Annotated in this window: 15 protein-coding genes; 7 read left to right on the forward strand and 8 right to left on the reverse strand. The window is 71.9% G+C overall.

From position 1 onward, the window contains the following. Positions 1 to 72: 72 nt before the first annotated feature. Positions 73 to 759, reverse strand: a complete 687-nt coding sequence (locus WME73_RS25600; protein WP_437739005.1) for a hypothetical protein — start codon at positions 757 to 759, stop codon at positions 73 to 75. 352 nt (positions 760 to 1,111) lie between these two features. Then, entirely contained in the window at positions 1,112 to 2,617 is a 1,506-nt protein-coding gene (locus tag WME73_RS25605) for a serine/threonine-protein kinase (protein WP_437911218.1), read from the reverse strand. Between the two features lie 28 nt (positions 2,618 to 2,645). Between WME73_RS25605 and WME73_RS25610 the strand changes: the two genes are divergently transcribed. Both WME73_RS25610 and WME73_RS25615 read left to right on the forward strand, forming a co-directional pair. After that, on the forward strand, positions 2,646 to 6,638 hold the full coding sequence (locus tag WME73_RS25610) for a protein kinase domain-containing protein (protein ID WP_437911219.1): 3,993 nt from the start codon (positions 2,646 to 2,648) through the stop codon (positions 6,636 to 6,638). A 58-nt stretch (positions 6,639 to 6,696) separates the two neighbouring features. Beyond that, positions 6,697 to 8,427: a hypothetical protein gene (locus WME73_RS25615; RefSeq protein WP_437911220.1), complete on the forward strand. Its 1,731-nt coding sequence runs from the start codon at positions 6,697 to 6,699 to the stop codon at positions 8,425 to 8,427. A 50-nt stretch (positions 8,428 to 8,477) separates the two neighbouring features. On the opposite strand, the gene WME73_RS25620 is transcribed toward WME73_RS25615, so the two are convergent. The 3 genes from WME73_RS25620 to WME73_RS25630 all read right to left on the reverse strand — a co-directional run bounded on the left by WME73_RS25620 (position 8,478) and on the right by WME73_RS25630 (position 12,132). Further along, positions 8,478 to 9,911 carry a sigma 54-interacting transcriptional regulator gene (locus tag WME73_RS25620; protein WP_437911221.1) on the reverse strand — a complete coding sequence of 478 codons (1,434 nt, stop codon included), beginning with the start codon at positions 9,909 to 9,911 and terminating at the stop codon, positions 8,478 to 8,480. A gap of 188 nt (positions 9,912 to 10,099) precedes the next feature. Continuing rightward, positions 10,100 to 11,221 carry a hypothetical protein gene (locus tag WME73_RS25625; RefSeq protein ID WP_437911222.1) on the reverse strand — a complete coding sequence of 374 codons (1,122 nt, stop codon included), beginning with the start codon at positions 11,219 to 11,221 and terminating at the stop codon, positions 10,100 to 10,102. Between the two features lie 110 nt (positions 11,222 to 11,331). Beyond that, the gene (locus tag WME73_RS25630) at positions 11,332 to 12,132 is read right to left on the reverse strand and encodes a hypothetical protein (protein WP_437911223.1); all 801 of its coding nucleotides are present in this window, start codon (positions 12,130 to 12,132) and stop codon (positions 11,332 to 11,334) included. Positions 12,133 to 13,389: 1,257 nt separating this feature from the next. Between WME73_RS25630 and WME73_RS25635 the strand changes: the two genes are divergently transcribed. The 3 genes from WME73_RS25635 to WME73_RS25645 all read left to right on the forward strand — a co-directional run bounded on the left by WME73_RS25635 (position 13,390) and on the right by WME73_RS25645 (position 17,696). Next, the gene (locus WME73_RS25635; protein WP_437911224.1) at positions 13,390 to 14,913 is read left to right on the forward strand and encodes an endo-1,4-beta-xylanase; all 1,524 of its coding nucleotides are present in this window, start codon (positions 13,390 to 13,392) and stop codon (positions 14,911 to 14,913) included. A gap of 185 nt (positions 14,914 to 15,098) precedes the next feature. Then, on the forward strand, positions 15,099 to 16,709 hold the full coding sequence (locus WME73_RS25640; RefSeq protein ID WP_437911225.1) for a non-reducing end alpha-L-arabinofuranosidase family hydrolase: 1,611 nt from the start codon (positions 15,099 to 15,101) through the stop codon (positions 16,707 to 16,709). Between the two features lie 294 nt (positions 16,710 to 17,003). Beyond that, a complete protein-coding gene (locus tag WME73_RS25645; protein ID WP_437739014.1) occupies positions 17,004 to 17,696 on the forward strand; it encodes a hypothetical protein in 693 nt (230 codons plus the stop codon). Positions 17,697 to 17,993: 297 nt separating this feature from the next. Here the strand turns inward: WME73_RS25645 and WME73_RS25650 are convergent, their stop codons facing one another. After that, positions 17,994 to 19,328: a DUF1552 domain-containing protein gene (locus WME73_RS25650; RefSeq protein WP_437911226.1), complete on the reverse strand. Its 1,335-nt coding sequence runs from the start codon at positions 19,326 to 19,328 to the stop codon at positions 17,994 to 17,996. A 57-nt stretch (positions 19,329 to 19,385) separates the two neighbouring features. Continuing rightward, on the reverse strand, positions 19,386 to 21,080 hold the full coding sequence (locus tag WME73_RS25655) for a DUF1592 domain-containing protein (protein ID WP_437911227.1): 1,695 nt from the start codon (positions 21,078 to 21,080) through the stop codon (positions 19,386 to 19,388). A gap of 922 nt (positions 21,081 to 22,002) precedes the next feature. On the opposite strand from WME73_RS25655, the gene WME73_RS25660 reads away from it, so the two are divergent. Further along, positions 22,003 to 22,239: a hypothetical protein gene (locus WME73_RS25660; RefSeq protein WP_437739017.1), complete on the forward strand. Its 237-nt coding sequence runs from the start codon at positions 22,003 to 22,005 to the stop codon at positions 22,237 to 22,239. Positions 22,240 to 22,399: 160 nt separating this feature from the next. Then, on the forward strand, positions 22,400 to 23,440 hold the full coding sequence (locus tag WME73_RS25665; protein ID WP_437911228.1) for a Gfo/Idh/MocA family protein: 1,041 nt from the start codon (positions 22,400 to 22,402) through the stop codon (positions 23,438 to 23,440). 86 nt (positions 23,441 to 23,526) lie between these two features. Here WME73_RS25665 and WME73_RS25670 read toward each other — a convergent pair whose 3' ends face one another. Then, positions 23,527 to 24,705 carry a family 16 glycosylhydrolase gene (locus WME73_RS25670; RefSeq protein WP_437739019.1) on the reverse strand — a complete coding sequence of 393 codons (1,179 nt, stop codon included), beginning with the start codon at positions 24,703 to 24,705 and terminating at the stop codon, positions 23,527 to 23,529. Between the last annotated feature and the right edge of the window lie 23 nt (positions 24,706 to 24,728).

A 24,728-nucleotide genomic window follows, 5' to 3' on the forward strand; every position in this document is an offset into this window, starting at 1 on the left:
ACGAAGGCGCGCTGCCCGTCCGCTCGGCAAGCTTTGGCGCCGGGGCGGCTCGCCGCGGCAGCGCTGGCCCCCTCAGGGCTGCAGCGCTCTGCAGTGGATCTCCAGGACCCGGATCTTCCCCTCGACCGTGTCGTAGCGGAGATCCAGCCCCGTCAGCACCTGCTGGGCCGGGCAGCTCAGGGTCACGTTGTTCCCGGAGTACCCGATCGCATAGCTCGTGCGGGAAGACGAGGCGAGGTCGAGGGCCGTATTGGCCGCGTTCCTGGGAGCGTAGTTGATGCGCACGTCCTTCACATAGGTGTTGGCGAGGTCCACCTTGAGCTGCAGACCCGTGGGGTAGTTGGCGACCGGGATGGCGGTGCCGAGCGCGCCGGCGCGGAAGCCGCCCGGCCACGAGAAGATGGTCTCCGCGTCGATCGCGCCGGTCCGCGGGAGATTGGGCAGCAGGAGGTCGAACTCCCGGCACACGCCGGACATCCTGGCGATGAACTCGTCAGGCTCGACGAGGGGCTCCTGGAACGCGCTGAGGTCGGTCAACATGAACCCAGCGCCATCATCGATGTGGCAGTGAATGTACTGCCAGGCCGAGAGGTTGGCGTTCAGGCCCGAGTCCCAGCGCTCGCTGACCGCGGCGTTGCTGACGGTCCAGGTCTCCGAGAGGGACGGGGCGTCCTCCATGAGCTCAGGGTCGGCCGCCTCGACGGCGCAGCCGGCGGCGAACAGGGCGACGAGAGGGAACGCAGAGCGAACGATGCGCATGACGAGTTCTCCTGAGCTCTCTTGAGCTCTCTTGTGGTCGAAGCGGAGGCGGCCAGCCGCGCAGCGGCCTGGAGCGGCGCGGCCGCAGCGGCGCCTCGCACCGGAGCCCCATCGCAAGCGCCTTGCCAGCGCGCGGCGCCGGCGGCCTCGCGATGCCCGCCGAGGGCCATGCTCACCGATCACCTGGGAGCGACGCGCAGCCGACGCGCCCCTCGCCACGCTCACGGCAGGACAGCTCCGCGCCTCGCAGGCGCCCCGCCTGCCACATGCCGGCTGTCCCCTGTCACACCGCCCCTGTGACACCCTGTGGCAGCGGCCGTGTCAGCGCGCCGCCCGCGTCAGGCCGCGGCGCTCACGACACCACCCGGCGCAGCGCGCCGCCCTCGCCCCGGAGCGGCGCGGGGTCCCCCTCCCCGGCGTCCCCCTCCCCGGCCTCCCCGGTGAGCCCCTCGGCGAACGCGTCGGTCACGAACACGCCCGCCCCTGTCGCGGCGGGCGCCCAGCCGCGCAGCGCCTCGGGCTCGGCCGCGTGCAGCGCGAGGCGCGGGAGGACCTCGGGGCTCGCGCCGGCCCGCGCGCCGAGCTCCGCCCAGAGCTCGAGGGCCCAGCCGAGCGCCCGCTCCGGCGCGCGATCGTACGGCGCGGGCAGCGCCGCCAGCAGCGCGTCGGCGCTCTCGACAACGAGCGTCGCCCCGAGCCCGACGAGCGCCGCGCGCGCCGCCTGGACCAGGCGCTCCACGTCGGCGAGCGCCTCGTCGCCGGCCTCGTCCGGCGCCGAGAGCCGGGCCTCGACGAGCAGCGCGGCGCACGGCCCCCGCGGCGCGCAGTGCCCCTGCACGCAGGCGCCCGCGAGGCGAGCGTCGACCGGCGAGCGCGCCGCGGGCGCCACGGTCTGGCGGCCCGTCTGGCGGCCCGGCGCGCCGACCGCCCGGCGCAGGGCGGCGAGCAGCTCGGGCACGCCCGCGTACCGGTCCGCCGGCTCCTTGGCGAGGCAGCGGCGCACCACCGCGCCGAACGCCGCCGACACGGGCGCGCGGTCGCTCGGGCAGGGCGGCGGCGCGCGCAGGTGCATCTCCTCGGTCTCGACCGCATCGGCGCCCTGGAACGGCAGCTCGCCCGTCACGAGCTGGTAGGCGAGCAGGCCCACCGCGTAGATGTCCGTGCGCGCGTCCACCGCGCCGCCGAGGATCTGCTCCGGGGCCATCGTGAGCGGCGTGCCGAGGATCAGGCTGCTGCTCTTGGCGCCGCGCGCGCGATCGACGTCGCGCGGGCGGAGGAGCTTGGCGATGCCGAAGTCGACCAGCTTCACGCCCGGCGCGCCGAGCCCGCCCCCGCCAGGGCAGACCATGACGTTCTGGGCCTTCACGTCGCGGTGCACGACGCCGATCGCGTGCGCGGCGGCGAGCGCGCCGCCGACCTCCTCGAGCAGGGCGACCGCCTCGGGCGGCGAGAAGGCGCCCCGCGCGCTCAGCTCCGCCGCGAGGCTCCGGCCCTCGACCCACTCCATCGCGATGTACGGCCGCCCGTCGTCCAGGGCGCCCACGCCGCGGACCTCGACGATCGCCGGGTGCTTGAGCCGCGCGAGCACCTCCGCCTCCCGCTGGAAGCGCCGGAGGATCGCCGGCAGGAGCGACAGGCCGCGGCGGAGGACCTTCAGGGCGACCGGCGCGCCGCCCCCGACCGGGACGGCGCGGTGCACGACGCCGAAGCCGCCTCCGAGCCGCACGTCGTCGAGCACGTAACCCCCGACCACCGCGCCGGCAGGGAGCGCGTCGCCGGCGGCGCTCGCCTCGAGCTCCAGCGGTCGGCCCGAGATGACGGCTGTCTCGTCCTGGTTGGGCTCGGCAGGCGTCCGCATGGCACCTACCCCAGTATACTCGCGCCCCATGCGCTGCTCCGAGTGCCATCGCCGCCTCCCAGCGCGGGCCGGCGCCGCGTGCCCGGCGCACCCTCTGGCCTCATCGCCGGTGACGAGCGCCGACGAGCGCGAGCACGAGGCGCTCGAGCAGGATCCGCCGCCGCTGGTGCCCGGGCTCCTCGTCGAAGGGTTCCGTGTCGAGCGGCTGCTCGGGCAAGGTGGGTTCGCGCGCGTCTACGCGGCGACGCGCGAGGGCGACGGCCGCGCCGTGGCGCTCAAGGTGGCGCGCCGGCAAGACGACGGCCGGATCGAGCGGGAGGCCGCGGCGCTCGCCCGCCTCGCGCCGCCGCTGGTCCCCGCGCTGCTCGGCCGCGGGCGCTCGGGGGAGCTCGGCCCGTTCCTCGTGCTGGAGCGGCTCGATGGCAGCTCGCTCGCGCGCTGCCTCGCGGACCTGCCGGGCACCGGCGCGATGCCGATCGAGCAGGCGTCGGCGATCGCGCGCGCGCTCTCGGTCGCGCTGGACGCGGCGCACGACGCCGGGCTGGTGCACCGCGATCTCAAGCCCGAGAACGTGTGGCTGCGGCCGGGCGGGGAGGTCGCGCTGATCGACTTCGGCCTGGCCGCGCAGGCGCGCGCCGGCGGCGATGCGCGCGCGGCGCTCGGCCCCGACCTGACGCAGACCGGGGCGATCCTTGGGACGGCGGCGTACATGGCGCCGGAGCAGTGCCTCGGCGCGCGCGCCGTCGACGCGCGCGCCGACATCTACGCGCTCGGCGCGATGATCTTCGAGCTGCTCACCGGCCGGCCGCCGTTCGTCGGCGAGGCGGCCGAGGTGCGGCAGGCCCACGTGGCGCGCCGCCCCGACCCGCCGTCGTCGCTCGCGCAGCTGCCGGAGGGCGCCGACGAGGCGGTCCTCCGCTGCCTCGCGAAGGACCCCGAGGCCCGCCCGGCCCGCGCCAGCGACGTGGCGCGCGCGCTCGCGGCGTCGCTGGAAGCGCGCGTCGCCCCGTCCCGAGGGCGCGCGGCTTCCTCCGGCGCGCCCGCTCCCACCACCGACCCGCGCCGGGCGGTGGCGCTGCTCGCCCTGCGCACGCGGGAGCGCGCGGACGCGCTCGTCGACATCGCCCGCGCCGAAGGCGGCATCCTGGCGCGCTTTCGCGGGGAGCGCATGGTGCTCGCCTTCCCCGCCGCCGACGCACCAGGCGACGGCGTGCGCGCGGCGGAGCGGGTGGCCCAGCGCCTCGCCGCGGCCGGCGCAGCGGAGCCACCCCTCGTCGTCCACCTGGCTCCGCTCCGGGTGCGCGAGGGCACGCACGGCGTCACGCTCGCAGGCGCTGCGCTCGAGGACGCGGAGACCTGGGGGGCCGGCCCGGGCGACGCGGACGCCATGCCGCAGGCGATCCTCACGGCCGAAGCGCGGCGCGCGCTCGCGGACGGCCTGCGCGATACCCCGCCCTCACCGCGCCACGCGCCCCCCGACGAGCCCGGCGAGACCGCCCTGCGCGGCCGCGACGCGGCGCTCTGCGCGGCCCTCGCCGCCGCGCAGGAGGCGCTCGCCGGCGGCGGGCCGGCGCTCGTCACCGCGCTCGGCGCGGAAGGGCACGGAAAGAGCCGGTTCCTCGGGGCGCTCGCGGCGGCGCTCCACGCCGGCGGCGCGGCCGTGCACGCCGCGGCGGCGCTCCGGCCAGAGGCGGCCGAGCACGGCGCGACGCTCGTCGCGCTCCTGCGCGCGGCCCTGGATCTGCCGGCCAGCGGCGAGCGCGACGCGAGCGCCCGGGAGGCGCTCGTCCAGCGGCTCGGCGCGGCGGAGGCCGCGCGCGCCTGGCCGGCCGTCGGGCTCGCCCTTGGGCGGCTCGCCCCGGGAGATCCGGCCGCCGCGCCGCTGCTCGGGGCGCCGGGCGCGCGCCGCCACGCCGAGGCCCGCGCGCTCGCGGCCGCCCTCGCGGCCGCCGCGCCGCTCGCGCTGCTGCTCGACGACGCCGACCTCGCCGACGCGTCCGCGCTCGACGCGATCGAGCTCGCCACGGCCGAGGGCAGCGCGGCGCGCCTCGCGATCGTGCTCGCCGCGCGGCCGTCGATCGCGTCGCTCCGTCCGGCGCTCGGGGAGCGCGCCGCCCGCCGCGTGGCGCTCGACCTCGGCCCGCTCGACGCCGAGGCCGCGGGCGCGCTGCTCCAGGACCGCCTCCGCCCCGTCGAGTTCGTCCCCCGCGCCGTGCTCGATCGCCTCCACGCGCTGGCGCGCGGCGTCCCGCGCGACCTCGTCGAGGTGGCGTGCGCCCTGCGCGTCGGCGGCGCGATCCAGCGCGCCCGGGGCGGCGAGGGCTGGACGCTCGCGCCGCACGAGCTGCTCTCCCTGTCGGCCGCGCCGCTCGGCGAGCGCCTCGCCGAGCGCGCGCTCGCCGCCCTGCCGCCGCCGCTCGTGGACCTGCTCGAGCGCGCGGCGATCCTCGGCGACGACCTCTCCCCGGCCGAGCTCGAGGCCGCCCTGCGGGCGCTGGATCGCGCCACCGACGCGCCGCCGCCGGCCGGCGCGCTGGACCCGGGCGTCGGCCTCGCGCGCCTCGCCAGGGCCGGCGTGCTCGTCGCGCGCTCGGCGTCGCCGCCGCGCTACGCCTTCCGGCACCCGCTCCTGCGCGAGGCCGTCGAGGCGCGCATCCCGCCCGCCCGCCGCCGCGCGCTGCACGCCGCCGTCCTCCAGGGCCTCCTCGGCGCGCCGCGCGCCGCGGGGGCGCGCGCCCGGATCGCCCGCCACGCGGCCGCCGCGGGAGACCTGGCCGCGGCGGCGGCGGCGCACGCCGAGCTCGCGGACGAGGCGCTCGCCCGGCACGACGTCGTCGAGGCCGAGCAGCGCTTCACCGCGGCCCTGCGCCTCGCCGGCCTCCTCGAGCGCGACGACCCCGACGCCCGCGCCCGCGCGCTCGCGGGCCGAGGCCGCGCGCGCTACCGCCTGCAGCGCTTCGAGGAGTCGCTCGCCGATCTGCGCGCCGCCCGCGCGCTGGCCGGGGCCGCGGGCGACCGGGCCCGCGCGGCCGAGCTCCTCCTCGAGGAGGCGACCGCGCTCGACTGGCTCGAGGACTTCCCCGCCTCCGCGGCGATCGCGGCGCGCGCCGCCGAGCTCTGCGCCGGCCTCGGCGACGCCCGCCTCGACGCGCGCTGCCTGCTCGCGGGCGGCCGCTCGGACTGCCGCGACCAGCGGGTCGACGAGGGGATCCCCAAGCTGGAGCGGGCCGCCCGCGGCGCGCTCGCCGTCGGCGACCACGAGGCGCACGTCATCGCCCGGCTGGTGCTCGTCGCGTCGCTCTCGATGGCCCGCCGGCTCGACGAGGCCGAGCGCCACGCCGAGGCCGTCGTCGAGGCCTGCCTGCGCGCCGGCGACGTCTTCCACCTGTGCACCGCGTACATCAACCGCGTCTTCATGTGGGTGAAGCGGCGGGAGGAAGGGCGCGCGGTCGCGGACCAGCGGGAGGCCGTCCGCCTCGCCCGCGAGCTCGGCCACGCCCAGCTCGAGCGCTGGGCCACGCTGAACCTGGCGGAGCTGCGGTACTGGCTGGGCGCGCCGGACGAGGCCCTCCCGCTCGCGCGCCGCAGCCTCGACCTCCAGCGGCGTTATTTCAACCAGCGCCCTTCGCCGGACGACGTCCTCCTCCTCGCCCGCATCCACGTCGCCCGGGGCGAGCACGACGAGGCGGCCCGCCACCTGGCCGAAGCCCGCGCGAGCCTCCCCGAACCCGACCTCACCCCTTGCGCCCGGACGCTGGCACGCCTGGTGCAACAGGCTCTGGACGACCGGGCGGCCGGTCGGTTCGACGCTGCGGCATGGCGCGCGCTCGTGGACGAGGCGCGGCAGACCGCGATCCTTCACGAGCACGCCGAGGCGCTTCACAGCGCGGCCCTCTCGGCCCTCCGGGCGGGCGCCGCCGACGAGGCGCTGGCGCTCGTGCGGGACGCAAGGGCGATCTCGGCGGGCTTCTGGGAGCAGCGGTTCGACGAGATCGAGCGCGCGCTCCTCTCGCCGGGATAGAGCGGCGAAGCGTGAACCGACGATCCGGCTCGCCAGCACGAGAAAGGAACCTGACCGCGTGATGATCTACCGGATCCCTGGGCTGCTTGTGTTCTGTCTCGGGCTCGCCAGCGCCGGCGCGGGCTGCGCCGGCGTCGGCGACGACGCCTCGCCGCTCGACGGGCCGCCGCGCGCGGCGCCCGCGGGGAGCGGCTCATCGAGCGGGTCGGCCATCGGGCCGGCCAGCGGCGGGCCGGCCAGCGGCGGGTCGGCCAACGAGCTGGTGGCGGCCATCGCGGACGCGGTGCAGGGCGTCTGGGGCAACGGCCTCTCCGCCGAGGCGCTCACCCGCAACGCGCTGATCGCGAACCCGCGTGCCAATCCCGTCATGGTGTCCGTCCCGCTCGCGACCGAGAGCTACGCCGACACAGGCCCCTACCCCGCGCTCCGCCGCCAGCTCCGCCACGAGCCCACGCGCGAGGTGATGGACTATCTCGTCTCCTGCGCCCTCGAGAGGGGCCAGAGCGTGTCGTATACCGACACGTCGACAGGCAAGGAATTCACATTCGACGGCGAGATCGGGATCTGCCCTGCCTGGGCCGTGGGCCCGGTGGGAGCGAAGTGCCAGCAGCTCGTCTCGGCGTGCATGCTCTCGCTCGTGAACGCCCTGGGCCGCTCGATCACCGTCTCGCTGCGAGGCCAGGCGTTCCCGGAGCACCGGCCGGGGCTCCTCACGCCGGCGCCCTCCGTCCGCGTGGTGACGAAGACGGAGGACGGTGACACCATTCCGAGCTTCAGGCGGTGCGCGATCGATTCCGAGGGCGCGTCGCGCAACTGTGGATGGACGGCCCAGAACGTCGGCTCCTGCACCCCGGGCTCGACCGTGTTCATCGCGACCGGCGAAGCGCCCCTGACCGACTGCGCCGACGACCCGGCGAGCGCCGCCGGGCTGCCCGTCAGCGATACGGTGCTTCGCGTCTGCAGCGGTATCCGCGGCTGCGACGCCGGCTCACCCGATCTCATCGATCCGCGCGAGGTGCGCTGCGGCGGGCGCACCGAGCCTGCGCTCCGCTTCGTCTGCCCTCAAAGCGCCTACTTCAGCCTCATGAGCGGCCCGCGGACGAGCGGCCGCGCCGGCCTCTCCGCGCCGGCCGGAGTCGCCGCGATGCTCCAGAAGCACCGCCGCTTCAGCGTCGCGAGCCGCCCGCGGCCGAGCCCCCCGCCGCCGCCCGGCGCCGTCTCCATCGCCGAGGCGACGTTCCGCGACGCGGTGTATCCAGCGGCGGAGGCCGACGTCTTCGCCTGGCGCGAGGGCGCGTTCTACGGGAACCTGTGGGGCAATCAGCCCCTCCACCCCCGGCTCCAGGCGGGAATGAACGAAGTGACAGAGAACGGCGAATTCGAGCGTGCTCCGGCCCCCAGAGAGGAGGAGTCCGGGCAGGCCATCTATCGGAACGCCTTCGCCTGCACGGGTGAATACTGGAGCGATCACGCCGCGTACGTGGGGGAACGCCTCTGCGCCGGCGCCGAGGGCGAGGTGGACTGCGTCGCGACCCCGGTCGGCGCCTGCGGTGAATCGCACCTCGTGGCGGACTGTCCGCAGCTCGACCAGTGCTCCGTCGACGACGGGGAGCTCGTGGAGGGCGACAGGGACTTCCAGCAGTGCGCGGGCGGCGGGGGCACCTGGCGCCATCCGATCACGGTGTTTCTCAACCACCCGTCGGATGTCGTCCGGGACTTCCCGTTCTCCCCGTTCGCGCCGGTGTTGCCCGGCGGCGCGCTGTCCATCAACCCGCCGCTCTGTCCCTGAGCGGCGGCCGCCGCGTCAGCGCGCGGCCGCGCGGCCGACCCACCGCGCGCTCACCCGTCCCTGTAGTCGCCTGGCTCGATGCCATAACGCGCGATCCACCGGTGGATCTGCGTTCTCCCCTTCCCCATCGCCCGCGCCACGGCGCTGACGTTCCCGCGGTGCTCGCGGAAGAGGCGGATGAGCGCCTCGCGCCGCTGCTGGTCCTCCTCGGCGGGCCGCTGGCGCTCGGCGGGCTGGGCGTCGGGCTTCGAGGCCTCGGGCGGGTGGCTGCTCCGCGGCACGACGACGGGCGGCGGCAGGTGGCCCTGCTCCACCCGGCCGCCGCCGGCGAGCACGATCGCGGTCGCCAGGCACTTCTCCAGCTCGCGGACGTTGAGCCGCCACTCGCGCAGGAGGAGCGCGCGCGCCGCCTCGCAGCCGAGCGAGATCGACGCGGCCCGGTCCGGGGCGGCGCGGCGGAGCAGCGCGGCGATGAGCAGCCCGAGATCCTCCCGGCGCCTGCGCAGGGGCGGCAGCTCGAGCACGAAGCCCGAGAGTCGCGCGAAGAGATCGCCCCGGAAGTCGCCGCGCTCGACCATCGCAGGGAGGTCGCGGTGCGTGGCCACGACCACGCGGAGGTCGACCTTCACGGGGCGCGTCGCGCCCACCGCGACGACCTCCGACTCCTGCAGCACGCGCAGGAACGCGGTCTGCGACGCCGCGGGCAGATCGCCGATCTCGTCGAGGAAGAGCGTGCCGCGGTCGGACGCGCGGATGAGGCCGGGCCGGTCCTCGGCGGCGCCGGAGAAGGCGCCCTTCTTGTGGCCGAACAGCTCGGACTCGATGAGGCTCTCGGGCAGCGCGCCGCAGTTGATGGCGACGAACGGGCCGGGCCGCCCCGAGAGCGCGTGGACGGCGCGCGCGGCGACCTCCTTGCCGGTGCCGCTCTCGCCCTGGAGGACGACGGGGATGGGCGCGGGCGCGACGGCCCGGAGGGAGGCGAAGCGCTCGGCCAGCTCGGGCGAGAAGGTGGCGAGGCCGAACGGCGGATCCGCCGCCTGGGTAGCGTCGCTCGCCGCCTCGTCGGGCACCGCGACCTCGCGGAAAAGAAAGAACGTGTGCCCGAGCTCGATCAGGTCCCCCTCGGCGAGCGTCGCGCTCCGCCGTGGCACGCCGTTCACGAAGGTGCCGTTCGTCGAGCCGAGGTCCTCCAGGCAGAGCTGGCCGCCGTCGCGCGTGATCCGCGCGTGCCGGGACGACACCCAGCCGTCCTCGAGGCGCACGTCGAGCAGCGCCCGGTCCGCCTCGGTCCGCCGGTCGATCGAGCGCACCGGGCCTCGCCCGAACCGCACCTCGTCGACCCCGTCGAGCGCCAGCCGCGCGGGCGGATCCATCGGCCGCTGGCACTGCAAGACGAGGAAGAGGAACGGCCGCGGCTCGGCGGCGCAGCCGGCGCGCCGCCGGGTGCGGACCAGCGTCGACGGCTCGTCCCGACCCGCGCTCATCCTGCCCCTCTCCGCCCCTGGCAGGCCGCGCACGGAGGAGGCGCCAGCGAATCGACCCGAGGCTGCATGCCGCAGGCCCACGATCTATCACGCCCCGCCAGCCAGTGGAGCAAGCTCAGGCGCGCGAAGCGCACGCGCTGGTCGTCCTGTTGCAGCGCCCCGAGCTGGCAGGGCGGCTCGCCGGGCCGTCAGCGGTAGGGCCCCTGCGGCGCGGGCGCCGCGAGCGCAGCGACGACGGCGATCGCGCGCTCGATCCGGCCGCGCCCCGTCTCGATGCAGCCGAACACCCGCTTGACCGCGGCCTCATCGCCCACGACGGCCGCCGGGCGGAGCGCGGCGATCTCGCGCCTCACCTCGTCGGTCAGGCGCCACGCCACCCGGTCCGGCGCGTCGGCCTGCACCTCGTACGCCCGCGACAGGCCGCCGTCGTCGGGCTGCCCGGAGTTCACCCGGTCCGGCCCGCGCCTGGCCCGGCGTTTCACGATGAACCGCTCCGACGGGGACGCGGCGCGGGCGACGCGCACCTGCGTGCCGAACGCCCCCCGCCTTCCATCCCGGCCGAACGCCACGGTGAGGCGCCGGCCGCGGTGCTCGAGCTCGATGGTCATGCCTCCTCCGGACGAGGTGGTCCCGGCGCCGGACAGGAGGCGCCCGCCGAGCTGTTGCGAGAGCGCCCGCAGCTCCTTCGCGAGCGCCCGGCCGCGGCCGGCGACGAGCGCCGCGGCGCGGATGGCGCTCGCGAGCTTCTCGGCGTCGTCCTCCAGCCCGGCGCGGAGCGCGGTCAGCCGGTGCGACTCGAGCGTGAGCTGGTATTCGGTCGCCGCGCGGAGCGCCTCGCGCAGCTCTCGCGTGAGCCACCAGCGCGCGAGCGCCGGGCTGCTCGCCTGCACGACGAAGGCGCCGTCCTCCGCCGGGTCGCCGGCGTCCACCCGCCGCGCCCGGAAACGCCCGCCGCTCGGCCGGTCGAGCTGCTGCTCGTTGACCCGGAGCCTGAGGCCCGACGGGTTGCTCACCGTGCCCGTGATGCGGGTGCTGTAGCGCACGACGGCCGCGCCGCTGCGATCGACGTCGTGGTCGACGAGGAGCGCGACGCTGTCGAGCACCACGGAGATCTGCATCCGCGGGTCTCCCGATGGGCCTGGACCCGACCGGAACTCCCCCCCGACGAGGGCCGCCGCGCGCTGCCACATGGGCCGTGCGAGCCGCCAGCGGGCCTCGGCCGCCCGCCGCGCGTCGTTGCGCGCGTACGCGGAGAAGCGCGCGAGCCCCGCGATCCCCGAGATGATCATCAGGACGAAGATGGGCTCCATCCTCGCCCAGGGTATCGTCCCCGCGAGGGTGCGCCCAGGCGAGACCGGCCCGGGGGCGGCCGATCTCGCCTGGGCGGCTCGCCGCGCGGAAGGGCGCGGCGGGCCGCCGCCTACTGATCGCCGTGGACCGAGAGATGATAGGTGTTGCCGGGGTCCACCTGCGAGATGACGACCGTGTACGTATCGTTGTTCTCTGTCTCGTACGAGAACACGCCCCCCGTCGACGTGACGGTCCGGAGGAAGACCAGGACATCGTTGCCCCACATGTTCCTGTAGTACACCGCCATCTGGACCGTGCCCGAGGTGGAGTCCACGTGGGCGTGATACCACTTGGTGCCGTTGACCGTGACCGTGCGGCCGACGCTGCTGTCGGTCCAGCAATAATCGAAATCGACGCTGCTCGCGCTGCAATAACTCGCCACGAAATCGCTCGCCGTCAGGGCTTGCGCGGCGGTCCCGAGCTCCTCTCCGGCGCTCGGTCGCCGCGCCGGCGCCGGCGCCGGCGTCGCCTCCTCGACCACGTCCACGTCGGGCGCGATCGCGGCGCGGCGCGCGCCGCCCGCGAGCCGGGCCGCGTCCATGCGGTCCTGCGCCGCGATCAGCGCCGGCGGCGCGGCCTCTCGCGAGAGCGCCTCGTAGAGCGCGACGGGGGGCAGCCGCTCCATGGACTCGTCGAGCTCGCCGGTGGTGAAGGCCAGGACGCGGCCCTCCTCCGGCTCGTAGAAATGAACCTCGGCGCCGTTCGAGAGCTGCAGGCTCGTGATCGGGGCGAGCCCCTCCTTGACCGCCTCGTCCGCCGGCTCCTGCCCCGCGGCGCAGCCGCCGAGGGCGCAGAGCCCCAGCGCGAGGGCCGCGGCGCGGCGGGCGGTGCGAACCATCGAGACATCACGGAGCATCGAATTCAAGGTCATGGTCATTCTCCTCGGTCCTACGTCGGTTGAGCGCGGGCTCGCGCCCGCGCGGCGGCCGGCGCGCGACACACCCTCGATCACGACGAATGCCGCGCGCCCGCGGGCCACCCCGCGGGCGTGTCGGCTCGTCAGCGCGTCGCGGCGGCCTTCACTGCAGGACATGGCAAGAGCGGGGCCAGCAGCGATGACACGCCGCGATATCGCGAGACACGCGGCCATGTCCGATGAATCTCGCGCTCTGTCCCCTACCGCCCAGAGGACACCCCCTCCTCCGGGAGCGCCGGCGCGCACACGCGCGGCGGCCGGGTGCCTGCCACACTGACCGGTGTGGCACGTGTCAGCTGTGACAGGGGTGATACGGCGCAGCCCGCGCCGCCCCCCGGCGGCGACAGCCCACCACGTGACAAGGACGACGTGGCACCACCGCGTCAGGCCCGTGAAACGAAGCGCGGCTCACCGCGCCGCTCGCCTTCGTGAACGAGCGGCTGGCCCGGCACCACGGGACGAGCGGCGTCTGCGCGCGGCGCAGCTCGCGCTCGTTGGGGGAGAAGGAACCCCAATGTAGGGAACGAGGGACACCCGATGTGGGAGAAGGAAGTCCAATGTGGAGGGGCGGAGAGGGAAGTCCAAACCCTCCGGAGACGTCAAGTCCCAACTGCGGAAGCTGCCCTGGATCGACAGAACATTTTTCCACGCAATCCGGCCTCCCTGAAAAAATGACACCATATCAATAACTTACCCATGAATCGAAGGAGTCGTCTTCACGCAACCGCCATCGGCGATTGACATCGGAGATGTGAGCGCTCACATTGGCACTCGTCGCTATTCTTTTGCTTCGCATCGGAAGGGTGGTCATGCGCACTGAGATCTCCACGAGAACGGGCCACGCGGGCCAGTGGGCTGATCCATGAGACTTCGATCTCCACCGAGCTCTTCGGCGCGCTGAGCCCCAGCGCCGGCGACGACGTCGCCCCGAGGGGGGTCGGCACGTCCGACGACGACCCGCGCGCGGGGCTCGACTCGGCCGACACCGGCTCGACCAGGCACACCTCGACCGGCGTGTCGGGGGGGAGAAGGAGATCCAAACGCTTCGGAGACGTCAAGCCCCAACTGCGGGAGCTGCCCTGGGTTGACAGAACATCTTTCCATGTGATCCGGCTCCACGGGAGAGCGACGCCAACTCAACAACTTATCTACGCGTCGAAGGGGCCGCTTTCACGCCACTACGACATTCCCGCTTAAGTACAGGAGAACCTTATGAGAATGCGATTTGAACGCTGGACCCTGCTGACGACGATCGCGCTCAGCGCGTGCATCTCCGCCGAGCAGCTCGATGAAGACGGCTACGAGTTCGAAGAGCTGGCCGAGAGCGTCACCATCGATACCGCGGCGACCTACACGATCACCGGCGTCCAGAGTGGAAAATGCGTCGAGGTGGCTGGAGGCAGCACCGCGGACGCGGCGGCCTTGCAGATCGCCAGCTGCAACGGCTCGACGCGGCAACAGTTCCGCATGGAATCGGCGGGCGGCGGCTACTATCGTATCCGCAACGTCAACAGCAACCGTTGCATGGACGTCGCGGGCGCCTCCACAAGCGACGGCGCTCGCATCCAGCAATACTCCTGCTGGACCGGGGAGAACCAGCAGTGGTCCTTCACGGACGTCGCCAGCGGCGTCGTGCGCCTCACCGCACGCAACAGCGGCAAGTCCCTGGACGTCTACGCCCGCGGCACCGCGGACGGCACCGCCTTGGTTCAATGGGCATCGAACGGCGGCACCAACCAGCAATTCCGGATCACCCCCGTGAGCTCGGGCACTGGCACCGGCGGCACCGGCGGCGCCGGCGGCACGGGAGGCACCGGCGGCACCGGCGGCACCGGCGGCACCGGCGGCACCGGCGGCACCGGCGGCGGCGGGGCAGGCGGCAAGTTCGTCGGCAACATCACAACCGGCGGGCAGGTGCGAGCGGATCTGTCCCGGTACTGGAACCAGATCAGCCCGGAGAACGAGGGCAAATGGGGCTCCGTCGAACCCACGCGGGACGTCATGAACTGGGCCGGCATGGACCGAGTCCGGGATTACGCTCGCCAGAAGGGCATTCCCTACAAGGGCCACACCCTGATCTGGGGTGCCCAGCAGCCGGGCTGGATCGCCAATCTGTCGCAGAGCGAGCAACGCGCAGAGGTCGAGGAGTGGATCCAGGCGTTCTGCCAGCGCTACCCGGACGTCGCCGTCATCGACGTCGTGAACGAGCCGCCCCCGCACACCACCCCGTCGTACATGAACGCCCTCGGCGGCGCGGGCTCGAGCGGCTACGACTGGATCGTGCAAGCGTTCAAGTGGGCGCGGCAGTACTGCCCGAACGCCAAGCTGCTGCTCAACGACTACAACAACATCGAGTACAGCGGTGACAATCAGAACACGCTGAATATCGTCAATCGGATCCGGGCGGCGGGGGCTCCCATCGACGGCATCGGAGCTCAGGCTCACGACGCGTACAAGCTCAACACGAGCACCGTCAAGGGCTTCCTCGACCGACTCGCCGGCACCGGCCTACCGGTCTATATCACCGAGTACGATATCAACCTGGCGAACGACACGCAGCAGCTCAACGTGATGCAGAGCCAGTTCCCCATGTTCTACGACCATCCGAGCGTGAAAGGCATCACGCTGTGGGGGTACATCAGCGGCCAGACGTGGGTAGCCAACTCAGGACTCATGAGCAGCAGCGGCCAGATGCGGCCCGCCATGTCCTGGCTGATGAGCTACCTGGGGCGCTGACGCCGGACGCGCTCACGCGCGGTTCACGGAGATCCACGCGCCCGGAGATCGCCGCGCAGGCTCGTCGGCTCGGTCGCAGATCGACGGAGTCGACCCGCAAGGCCAGCGCTTGCGCGGCCGATCCCGGGCGCCTTCCCATGGTTCTTGCTTCCCGCTTCGTATGCCTTTGAACAGAGGGGATGATGATGAGAATCCGATTCAGACGATGGTCGCTGCTCACGACGCTCGCCGCCACGGCCGCGTGCGTCTCCGCTGAGCAGCTCGATGAAGACGGCCCCGAGTTCGACGAGCTCGCCGAGAGCGTCACCATCGACACCGCGGCGACCTACACGATCGTCGGCGTCCAGAGTGGAAAATGCGTCGAGGTGGCCGGAGGCAGCACCGCGGACGCAGCCGCCTTGCAGATCGCCAGCTGCAACGGCTCGACGCGGCAACAGTTCCGCATGGAATCGGCGGGCGGCGGCTACTATCGCATCCGCAACGTCAACAGCAACCGTTGCATGGACGTCGCGGGCGCCTCCACAAGCGACGGCGCCCGCATCCAGCAATACTCCTGCTGGACCGGGGAGAACCAGCAGTGGTCCTTCACGGACGTCGCCAGCGGCGTCGTGCGCCTCACCGCACGCAACAGCGGCAAGTCCCTGGACGTCTACGGCCGCGGCACCGCGGACGGCACCGCCGTGATTCAATGGACATCGAACGGCGGGACCAACCAGCAATTCCGGATCACGCCCGTGAACTCGGGCACTGGCACCGGCGGCACCGGCGGCGCCGGCGGCACGGGAGGCACCGGCGGCACGGGGGGCACCGGCGGCAGCGGCGGCAGCGGCGGCAGTGGCGGCGGCGAAGGGTGCGGCTTGCCCACCACCTTCCGCTGGCAGTCGAGCGGCGCGCTGGTGAGCCCGAAGTCCGACGCGACTCACAATATCGTGTCCATCAAGGATCCGACGGTCTCCTTCTTCAACGATCGATGGCACATCTACGCCACCACGGCGAACACCGCCGGCAACTGGCAGATGACTTACCTGAACTTCACCGACTGGCCCCAGGCCGCGTCCGCATCGCATTACTACATGGATCGCACGCCTGGCTTCAGCGGCTATCGGTGCGCGCCGCAGATGTTCTTCTTCAGGCCTCAGAACAAGTGGTACCTCATCTATCAATCGCAGCCGCCGCAGTTCTCCACGACCAGCGACCCGAGCCGCCCGGACACCTGGACCAGGCCCCAGAACTTCTTCGCGTCCACGCCCGCCGGCATGCCCAGCCTGCCCATCGATTACTGGGTGATCTGCGACAGCGCCAACTGTTACCTCTTCTTCACCGGCGACGACGGCCGGATGTACCGCAGCCAGACCACAGTGCAGAACTTCCCGAACGGATTCGGCCCGGTCTCGATCGCCCTTCAGGACTCGAATCGTAACAATCTGTTCGAGGGGAGCTCCACGTACAAGATCAAGGGCATGAACAAGTACCTGACCGTGATCGAGGCCATCGGCCCGACGGGCGCCAGGTTCTATCGCTCATTCACCGCGGATCGCCTCGACGGCGCGTGGACCCCGCTCGCGCATACCTGGAACACGCCGTTCGCAGGTCAAAACAACGTCACCTACGCGCCAGGCGTGGCTGACTGGAGCGACGACGTCAGCCATGGCGAGCTGGTGCGCGATGGCAACGACGAAACCGCGACGATCGACACCTGCAATCTGCAGTTCCTGTATCAGGGACGCAACCCCAGCTCGGGCGGCGAATACTCGCAGCTCCCGTACCGCCTCGGCCTGTTGAAGGCGGTTCGCTAGAACACTGTTCACGTCGGAGTCCCGAGAAAATCAATAGAAGGGAAGACGAACCGGTAGCGCAGCGGGGAGCCGGCGGAAACGCCGGCCGCCCGCTGCTCTACCGGTACCCCTCTTTCCCGCGTTCCTTTCTCTTGGAGCTTGCTTCCCGGCAGGTCGGTCGGGCCTCGCAACGCATTGAACACAGGGAACTTTCAACCTGTTCGGTGCTCCACAGCAAACGGCTTCCGAGAAGTGAAGCCCTCGCTGCTGCTCGCGTCTCGTACAGCCACGCTGTAGCCGAGAGAACATTTCCTTATGCGCTCCACCACCTCCGGGAAAAGCAACGCCAAATCAACTACGTCTTCACTCATTGAAATCGCCCCCTTCACCCCACAGCCACAGCCTGCGGGGCGCCCCTCGCTGGGATCCTTCGCGCGTGTTAAGATGGCCCTCATGGTGTGGGTGGTCCTCTTGGGTGCGCTCCTCTTCGCGAGCGCCTGTGACAGCACCGTCGTCGTTCGCGAGGACGGCCATCGCGCGAGCGACGGCGACGGCGGCGGCGGCGGCGACGGCGACGGCGGCACGTCAGCGCCAGGCGGCGGAAGCAGCGATACAAGCAGTTCGTCCTCATCACCCGGTTGGACGGTGCCGCCCGATCGGGTCTACAGCTATATCGATTGCGGCGACGAGACCGCCGACTCGACGCTCTTCGTGGAGATCTCGCCGAGGGGCTCCGGCTGTCTGCCCGCGGCGGACGTCTTGGACGATGTGCTCGTGTTCGGGATCGTGAGGTGGGACGGGCAACCGGGAACGTTCACGCTCGGTGTCGAGACGCCGCACGGCATGGCGCTGGCCGCCAGGGGCTTGCAGCCCGATCCCCTCATTGGCACGCTGACGATCGAGCCATACGTCGGGACGCCTTCGGCGATCGCGTGGGATCTATCCGTAGGCGCTGGCCGCACCGACCTATCCGTTTGCGGCCGCTTCGACGACTTCCCGTGCCGGTGAGCCTCACTCGCCTTTGACGAACGGCACATCGAGCGAGCCCTCCGTCACGTTGACGTGGACCGCGCACGTGGGCGAAAGGGTGGACCCGTTCGTCCTCGCATCGGGGCCAAACGCGGCGCCACGAACGTGGTGTGAATGCGGCTCAGACCTTCGGACAGCCTCGCTTCGTCGGTCTAGACGAGGCGCAGCGGCCGCTCGATCGCGAGGTGGGTTGTCCTCGATCCGTGGACGATGGGCGGCGCGGGCAGGTCGGCGAGCGCCTGCCGAGCGCCTCTTCCAGACGCGGCGACGCCGCGCTCAGACCTGGATGCCCGCGAGCGGCGACGTGACCCGCCCCGCATCGACGCCGATCTCCGTCACGTTCAAGCCCATAATCTGGGCGACCGTCAGGAGCGCCTTGCTCAGGTTGTCGCCGGGGAAATTGCGGTGCTCGTCGCCGCGCAGCCGCCCTCCGGCTTTCCCGGCGAAGAGCACCGGCCATTCCGTCCTCGTGTGCACCTTGCCCCAGGCGGTGTCGGACGTGACGTACACGAGCGAGCTGTCGAGCAGGTTCGAGCTGCCGTGCGGCGTGTTCTTGAGCTTCGTCAAGAACTCGTTCAGGCAGCGCATCGTGTACATCACGCCCTTGTCGACGCGAGGCTGGCTCGATTGATCCCCGGCATCTCCGTGGCAGATGGTGTCGTGAAAGTCGTCGTTCATGTCCTGCGCGAGGTGCCGGTAATAGACGTGCGCGGCGGGCAGCGAGAACATGAACGAGAGCACGCGGGTCCTCTCGCAGGCGAGCGCGAGCGCCGAGAGCTCGACCATGGCGGCGTTCACCGCAGGGGGCGCCTCGCTCTGCGAGTCCTTGCCGGCGGTGGGGGCCGTCGGGCTCTTGCACGCCGCCGTCGCGCCGCCGCCGGACGGCATGGTCTCGAGGCGCTGCTCGATGGCGCGGATCGACTCGAGGTGCTCCTCGATACGATGCCTGTCGGCCGCCCCGAGCCGCTGCTTCAGGCTCGCGCCGTCCTGCAGGACGGAGTCGAGCACGCTCTTCCGGACGTTCGCGAGCTTCGCGGCCTGCTCCGCGCCGTCGTCGCTGGGCTCGGGCAAGCCGTTCATGAACAATCGATTGAACACGGCCTTCGGATCGAACTCCGGGTTGTTGCGCGCGTTCGGCCCCCTGTGCGAGACCGTATGCAGCGAGTCCTGAGGGCCGCCCGGCGTCGCCGGCGTCAATCCCACCTCGAGAGAGCGGTACGGCGCCCCCTCCGAGATGGCGTTCGCGACGACCTGGTCGATGGAAGCGGCCCGCACGGCGTTCCCGCTGAGCGGCGCGCCGGTCGTGGCCCCCGCCGACCCCGTGGGGTGCTCGACGCCGGATACGACGAGCTTGTTTTCGAGGCCGCTGATCACCGTGAGGTACGACTTGAGATCCGCGAGCGGCTGGAGCTCGGGGCTGAGCTCCCAGGCCTGACCGGAGCCCGTGCGCGTCGGCTTCCAGCGACCGGGAAGCGTGCCGTTCCCGAAGAACCACGTGACGTAGAGCGGCGACACCGGCGTCTTCGTCTGAGCGTGCGCCGTGCCGCTCTCGTTCAGCATGATCTCCAGCAAGGGGAGCGGGATGGTGACGGCGGCGCCCGTCGCCAGCATGCCCCGGAGAACAGTTCGTCGGCTCAAAGCTTTGTTCGTCATTGGGGGTACCTGCGATCAGGGTTGGGGGGCGACGGACGAGAAAGCGTCGTTGGTCACGACGTCGAGGACCAGCTCGCGCAGCTTGTACCCCGACCCTTCGAACGAGGCGGTCAGCGCGTCCAGCACGCGCTCGTCCACGTCTCTCTCCTCGTGACCCGCTGCATACGTGTAGTACTTGCGGACGAGGCACTCCGCGACCGAGGCGTCCGAGCTGAGGGTCACGCCGAGCGCGCGCGCGTCGGCGACCGGCACCCCGTCGAACTCGCCGCTCGGGTCGATCGGCAGGCCGTGGTCGGTCGTGCGGAAGCGGCCGATCGCGTCGAAGGTCTCGAGCGGCAGGCCCAGCGGGTCCATGTACGAATGGCAGCCGGCGCAGGCCGGCTTGGTCCGGTGGATCTCGAGGCGCTGACGCTTCGTGAGGGGCTTGTCCGCAGGCGGCTCCGGGAGCTCGAGGGCGACGTCGCCTGGGGGCGGCGGGATGGGCGTGCACATGAGGGCGTCGCGCATGAACTTGCCGCGCAAGGTGGGAGAGCCCTCCTTCTGGTTCGCGAACTGCGAGAGGAAGCCCGCTTTGCTGAGGATCCCGATGCGCGGGCCGTCCGCGGGCAACGAGCGGACCTCGAAGGCGCCCGAGCCGAGGCCGGCCGTGTCGAGACCGTAGAGCTGGGCCAGCTCGGTGTTGACGACGACCTTCGTTGTCGAGAACAGGTCGAGCGCGCTCGTTCGATCGTCGAACGCGAGGACCTCCCAGGTGCCTCGCATGTCGCGGACCATCGCCGCTCGCAGCGCGGGGCTATACTCAGGAAAGAGCGCCGTGTCTTTTGCCTGCGTGCTGATCCGATCGAGCCGCATGTACTCCTCGGCGAAGGCGCCGACCGCCTCGCGCCCGGCGGGCGCCTCGAGCAGCCGCGTCGCCGCCGCGCGGATCCCCTCCACCGTTCCGAGCGCCCCGCTCGCGGCCTGGTCGAGCAGCTCCTGGTCTGGCAGGCTGTTCCACACAAGGAACGCGAGCCGGGACGCCATCTCGTAGCCCGTCAAGCGAAGCGACCCGTCGGCGCTCGGAGCGCCGAGCTCCGGGCGATACAGGAAGTTCGGGGACGTGAAGAGGGCCACCGTCGCCCAGCGGGTCCCCTCGACGGCGCTCTCGAGCTCGGCCGCGGCCTTCGTGGCGACGGCCGCGAGCCGGTCGACCTCGGCGGCCTCGAGCGGGCGGCGCCACGCGCGAAGCCCCAGCGCCTCGATGAAGCCACGCACGCAAGCGTCGTTCTCCGCGCCGCTGGGCGCGCAGCCGATGAACTGGTCTCGCCTCGCGGGATCGGCGAACACCGCGTCGACGGCGCCCTCGATGGCCGCGTGGTACTGCTCGACGCCTCGCTCCGAGGTCACGACCGTCGCGGCGCCGACGACCGCAAAGTTCCCGTTCCAGCTGTCGGCGTCGAGCTGGTGGATATCGACCTCGACACCCAACATGTCGCGCACGGCGTTGCGGAACTGCGTTCTCGTCAAACGGCGCAGCATCCCGGCCGCGGGCTGGAACGGCGGCGGGTCCGAGCCCGTCGACGCTCCATCTCCCCCGGCAGAGGAAGAGGACTCCCCAGGGCCCTCCGTCGGGTCACCCAGCGCGCCCGTGCACGCGGCAGCGAACGCGAGCGCGCAAACTGCGGCCACTTCTCTCGAGAAACGGAGCTCGTGCCATGACGGCTTCTTCATCTTGCTCTCCGATAATGCAAGGGGGGTGACGACGCGCGGGGACCCACATCTCGCGACCATGCCTCAGAGCAGGCGCTCGCATCACGGAGCCCATCTCGCCCGGCGTGATGGAGCCTGGAGCACCAGAACCAGGACGGGGCCTGTGTGATGACACTGCTGCGTCCGAGGAGGGGCTGAGCATAGCCCGCCGCAACATAGGTCACGCCGCCCCCGAAGTTGCCATCCGGCCGCTTCGCCGGACTCCCAAGAAAATTCCAGCGAACAGCACCTAGGGGTTCACGACAGCCATCGAATCAGCAAGGCTTGTCGTGGCCTCTGGTGATCACCTCTGGCGAGACACCAAGCACCATCGATTGGCAATCGCTTCAGCGACGGCCGAGCGAACGGAATCGGCACCGGGACCGATCAAGAAGACGAAGATCTCGGCGCGCAGGAGGCCCCACCGAGGGCGAAGCAAAAGGACGCCCCTGAGCGCAATGTGAACGATCACATCCGAGGAGTCAACGCCAATCGACGGGCGCGCGGGCCCCCTCGAGCCCGAGGGAGGACGACGCTGGCGGGGTGCTCCAGACCCGGGCGCATCCGGGTCGAGGCCGAGCCGGTGCAACGCAAGAGCCCCCTCCGGGCTCCCCGGAACCCACGATCTCGCACAAGCCAAGCTCGTGTGACAGCTCACGCGGGCGCCGCGGCCGGCCGCCGCCACGTATCGCCGGCCGCCGCCACGTATCGCCGGCCGCCGCCACGTATCGCCGGCCGCCGCCACGTATCGCCGGCCGCCGCCACGTATCGATCGAGGCCGAGGAGGGCTGCGCACCGGTCAATTTTGATTGACCCCCATCATGTGAACGATCACAATCCGTCTCCGAGCTGCGATCATGCGGCTGAGCTTGCCCCTTCCTTGATCAGGAGACATCGGATGTGGATGAGCGTGAAGCTGATGGGTGCCGTGATGATGAGCGTCGGCACTGGCTTTGCCTTCGGGTTTGCAGGCGGCTTTGCGGGCGCAGCATGGGCCGCGGGCGGGACGGCAAACGTCCGCGCATCGGTTGCCGAAGGGAAGGATTTCAGCTGCGGCGACAAAGGACAGAGTGCCTGTCCGATACAGGGGCTGGATCAAGACGGCTCTGTGCAGGGTGGAGCACGAGGCGAAGCACCGTGACGACGCCTTCTGAGGCGCCGCGCCCTGCTCTCGCCCTCTCCGCTCCTCGCGCAGGGCGGGCGCTCTCCTTCCGGCCCCTGGGCTGACCCGCCGGGTCGATTCACGTCGAGCGTTCTCAGACGCGCCGTCGGCCGCCAGCGTCGCGCGCTGCAAGGTGTCCATGTCCACATCCGCGCAAGATCCGAAGTCGAGCGAATCCATCACCCCCGTGCGCTGGGGCGTCCTCGGGGCGAGCAACTTCGCGTTGAAGGTCAGCCTGCCCAGCATGAGGCTGGGGCCCCTGACCCAGGTCGCCGCGCTGGCGTCGCGCGACATCGACAAGGCGCGCGCCGCCGCGGAGCCGCTCGGGATCCCGAAGGCGTACGGAAGCTATGATGAGCTGCTCGACGACCCGGAGATCGAGGCCGTCTACATCCCGCTGCCCAACCACCTGCACGTGAAGTGGTCGGCGCGCGCGGCCCGCGCCGGCAAGCACGTCCTGTGCGAGAAGCCGATCGCGCTCAGCGCCAAGGACGCCGCGGCGCTGGTCGACGTCGAGCACGAGACGGGCAAGCGGATCGCCGAAGCGTTCATGGTCCGCTATCACCCGCAGTGGCAGCAGGCCAGGGACTGGGTGCGAAGCGGCCGGATCGGCGAGCTGGTCAGCGTCCAGGCGGCGTTCTCGTATTTCAACCGGGACGCGACCAACATCCGCAACAGGGAGCAGGTCGGGGGCGGCGCGCTCTACGACATCGGCTGTTACGCGGTGAACACGTCGCGCTTGCTGTTCGGACGCGAGCCCGTGCGGGCGATGGTGCTCGTCGAGCGCGATCCCGAGTTCGGCACCGATCGCTTGACCTCGGGCCTGCTCGATTACGGCGGCGCGCACCTGACGTTCACCTGCAGCACGCAGGCGGTGGCCTACCAGCGCGTGAACGCGCTCGGCACCAAGGGCCGCATCGAGATCGAGATCCCGTTCAACGCGCCCGCCGACCGGCCGTGCAAGATCTTCCTCGATGACGGCTCGACGCTGAACTGCAGCTCGGCCAAGGTCACCTCGTTCCCCGTCGTCGACCAGTACCACCTGCAGAGCGAGGCGTTCTCGCGCGCCATCCGCACGGGCGGCCCGGTCGAGAATTCGATCGAGGTCGCGGTCGGCAACATGCGGGTCATCGACGCGCTGTTCCGGTCCGCCGAGAGCAGGCGCTGGGAGAAGATCTAGCGGCGCCCCGCGGCGCCGCCCTCGTCACGGCCGCGGCGGCGAGGGCGCCCTCCCCGCCCGCGGCGCCTTCGAGCCTCCTGATGAGGTCAGCCGCGGGGCCGGCGCCGCCGCATCGCCAGGGCGGAGAGCCCCACGGCGAGCGCCGCGGCCCACGAGCTCGTCGTGGCGCTGGCTCCGGCGACGACGCACCCGCAACCGCCGTCGGAGGCCTCCTCGTCCGGCAGGGGTCCGCCGGCCCCACCTCCCTCGCCCGACGCGTCGCCGCTGCCGGAGGAGCTGGCAGCCGTCCCTGCCGCGCCCACGCCGTTGCCGGAGGAGCTGGCCGCCGTCGCCGCCCCGCCCTCGCCGCTGCCGGAGGAGCTGGCCGCCGTCGCCGCCCCGCCCTCGCCGCTGCCAGAGGAGGTCGCCGTCTCCGCCCCGCCCGCGCCGCTGGCGGAGGAGCTGGCCGCCGTCGCCGCCCCACCCGCGCCGGCGCCGGACCCGGTGTCCTCATCGCGGGGCACATTTCCGGTGAACCCGGTCTGCCCCTCCCGTGTCAGCGACAGCACCAGCGTGCCGTCCTTCACCGTCACGTTCTGCGGGTCGAAGTCCACGCGGTTCCCGTCGAACGTCCAGTCCGCCTTGCTCCATCGCGCGCTGTCCAGGGAGTTGAAGTCGTCCTGCCACGCGAGCTCGAAGCCCCCGTTGTTGTAGCGATAATACTTGATCCAGTTGACGAACTGGTGCTGCGGGAGGACGGAATCGTCGAACGGCCCGACCCACTCGGTGGCATCCGAGGACCACGTGTTGAAGCGGAAAGACTGGGGATTCTTCAGGGCGGTCACCTGCGCCCCCGTCGACCTCTTGATCTCTCGCCCGTCGATGCTCCAGGCCACGTAGTCCGGCGTCCACTCCAGCGCGTAGGTGTGATAGCCGTCCGCGAGGGAGACGCCCGCGTCGTGCACCCCCTCCGACGTCACCCTCGTGCCCATCCCGGTGATGATGTTGGACTGCCAGCTCCGGGCGTTGTCCTTCCCGAAGACCTCGATGTCGATCTCCTCCCAGAACGCGCCGGACATCTCTGAGCCGTTCTTGTAGGTGAAGAAGGTCGACAGGATGCCGCTCCCGCGCACCATGCGCATGCGCATCTCGATGCGACCGTGAAGATAGCTCTGGGCCGAGTAAAGCTCTGCGCCCTTGTACGGCTTCGCTGCCGCGGTCGAGCTGACCGCGAGCGCCAGCGAGGCAGCGGCGAGCATCAGACCTGCGCGGACTCTCGTGAACATGATCAAACCTCCAATGATTGCAC

Source organism: Sorangium sp. So ce302 (genome assembly GCF_051530145.1).
Lineage (GTDB): Bacteria > Myxococcota_A > Polyangia > Polyangiales > Polyangiaceae > Sorangium > Sorangium cellulosum_B.

Coding starts and splice junctions, on each gene's coding strand:
- WME73_RS25625 (WP_437911222.1), bottom strand. CDS start 11,221: ATGGAGCCCATCTTCGTCCTGATGATCATCTCGGGGATCGCGGGGCTC.
- WME73_RS25665 (WP_437911228.1), top strand. CDS start 22,400: ATGTCCACATCCGCGCAAGATCCGAAGTCGAGCGAATCCATCACCCCC.
- WME73_RS25655 (WP_437911227.1), bottom strand. CDS start 21,080: ATGAAGAAGCCGTCATGGCACGAGCTCCGTTTCTCGAGAGAAGTGGCC.
- WME73_RS25610 (WP_437911219.1), top strand. CDS start 2,646: ATGCGCTGCTCCGAGTGCCATCGCCGCCTCCCAGCGCGGGCCGGCGCC.
- WME73_RS25630 (WP_437911223.1), bottom strand. CDS start 12,132: ATGACCTTGAATTCGATGCTCCGTGATGTCTCGATGGTTCGCACCGCC.
- WME73_RS25645 (WP_437739014.1), top strand. CDS start 17,004: ATGCGCTCCACCACCTCCGGGAAAAGCAACGCCAAATCAACTACGTCT.
- WME73_RS25650 (WP_437911226.1), bottom strand. CDS start 19,328: ATGCTGGCGACGGGCGCCGCCGTCACCATCCCGCTCCCCTTGCTGGAG.
- WME73_RS25670 (WP_437739019.1), bottom strand. CDS start 24,705: ATGTTCACGAGAGTCCGCGCAGGTCTGATGCTCGCCGCTGCCTCGCTG.
- WME73_RS25640 (WP_437911225.1), top strand. CDS start 15,099: ATGAGAATCCGATTCAGACGATGGTCGCTGCTCACGACGCTCGCCGCC.
- WME73_RS25635 (WP_437911224.1), top strand. CDS start 13,390: ATGAGAATGCGATTTGAACGCTGGACCCTGCTGACGACGATCGCGCTC.
- WME73_RS25600 (WP_437739005.1), bottom strand. CDS start 759: ATGCGCATCGTTCGCTCTGCGTTCCCTCTCGTCGCCCTGTTCGCCGCC.
- WME73_RS25605 (WP_437911218.1), bottom strand. CDS start 2,617: ATGCGGACGCCTGCCGAGCCCAACCAGGACGAGACAGCCGTCATCTCG.
- WME73_RS25660 (WP_437739017.1), top strand. CDS start 22,003: ATGAGCGTGAAGCTGATGGGTGCCGTGATGATGAGCGTCGGCACTGGC.
- WME73_RS25620 (WP_437911221.1), bottom strand. CDS start 9,911: ATGAGCGCGGGTCGGGACGAGCCGTCGACGCTGGTCCGCACCCGGCGG.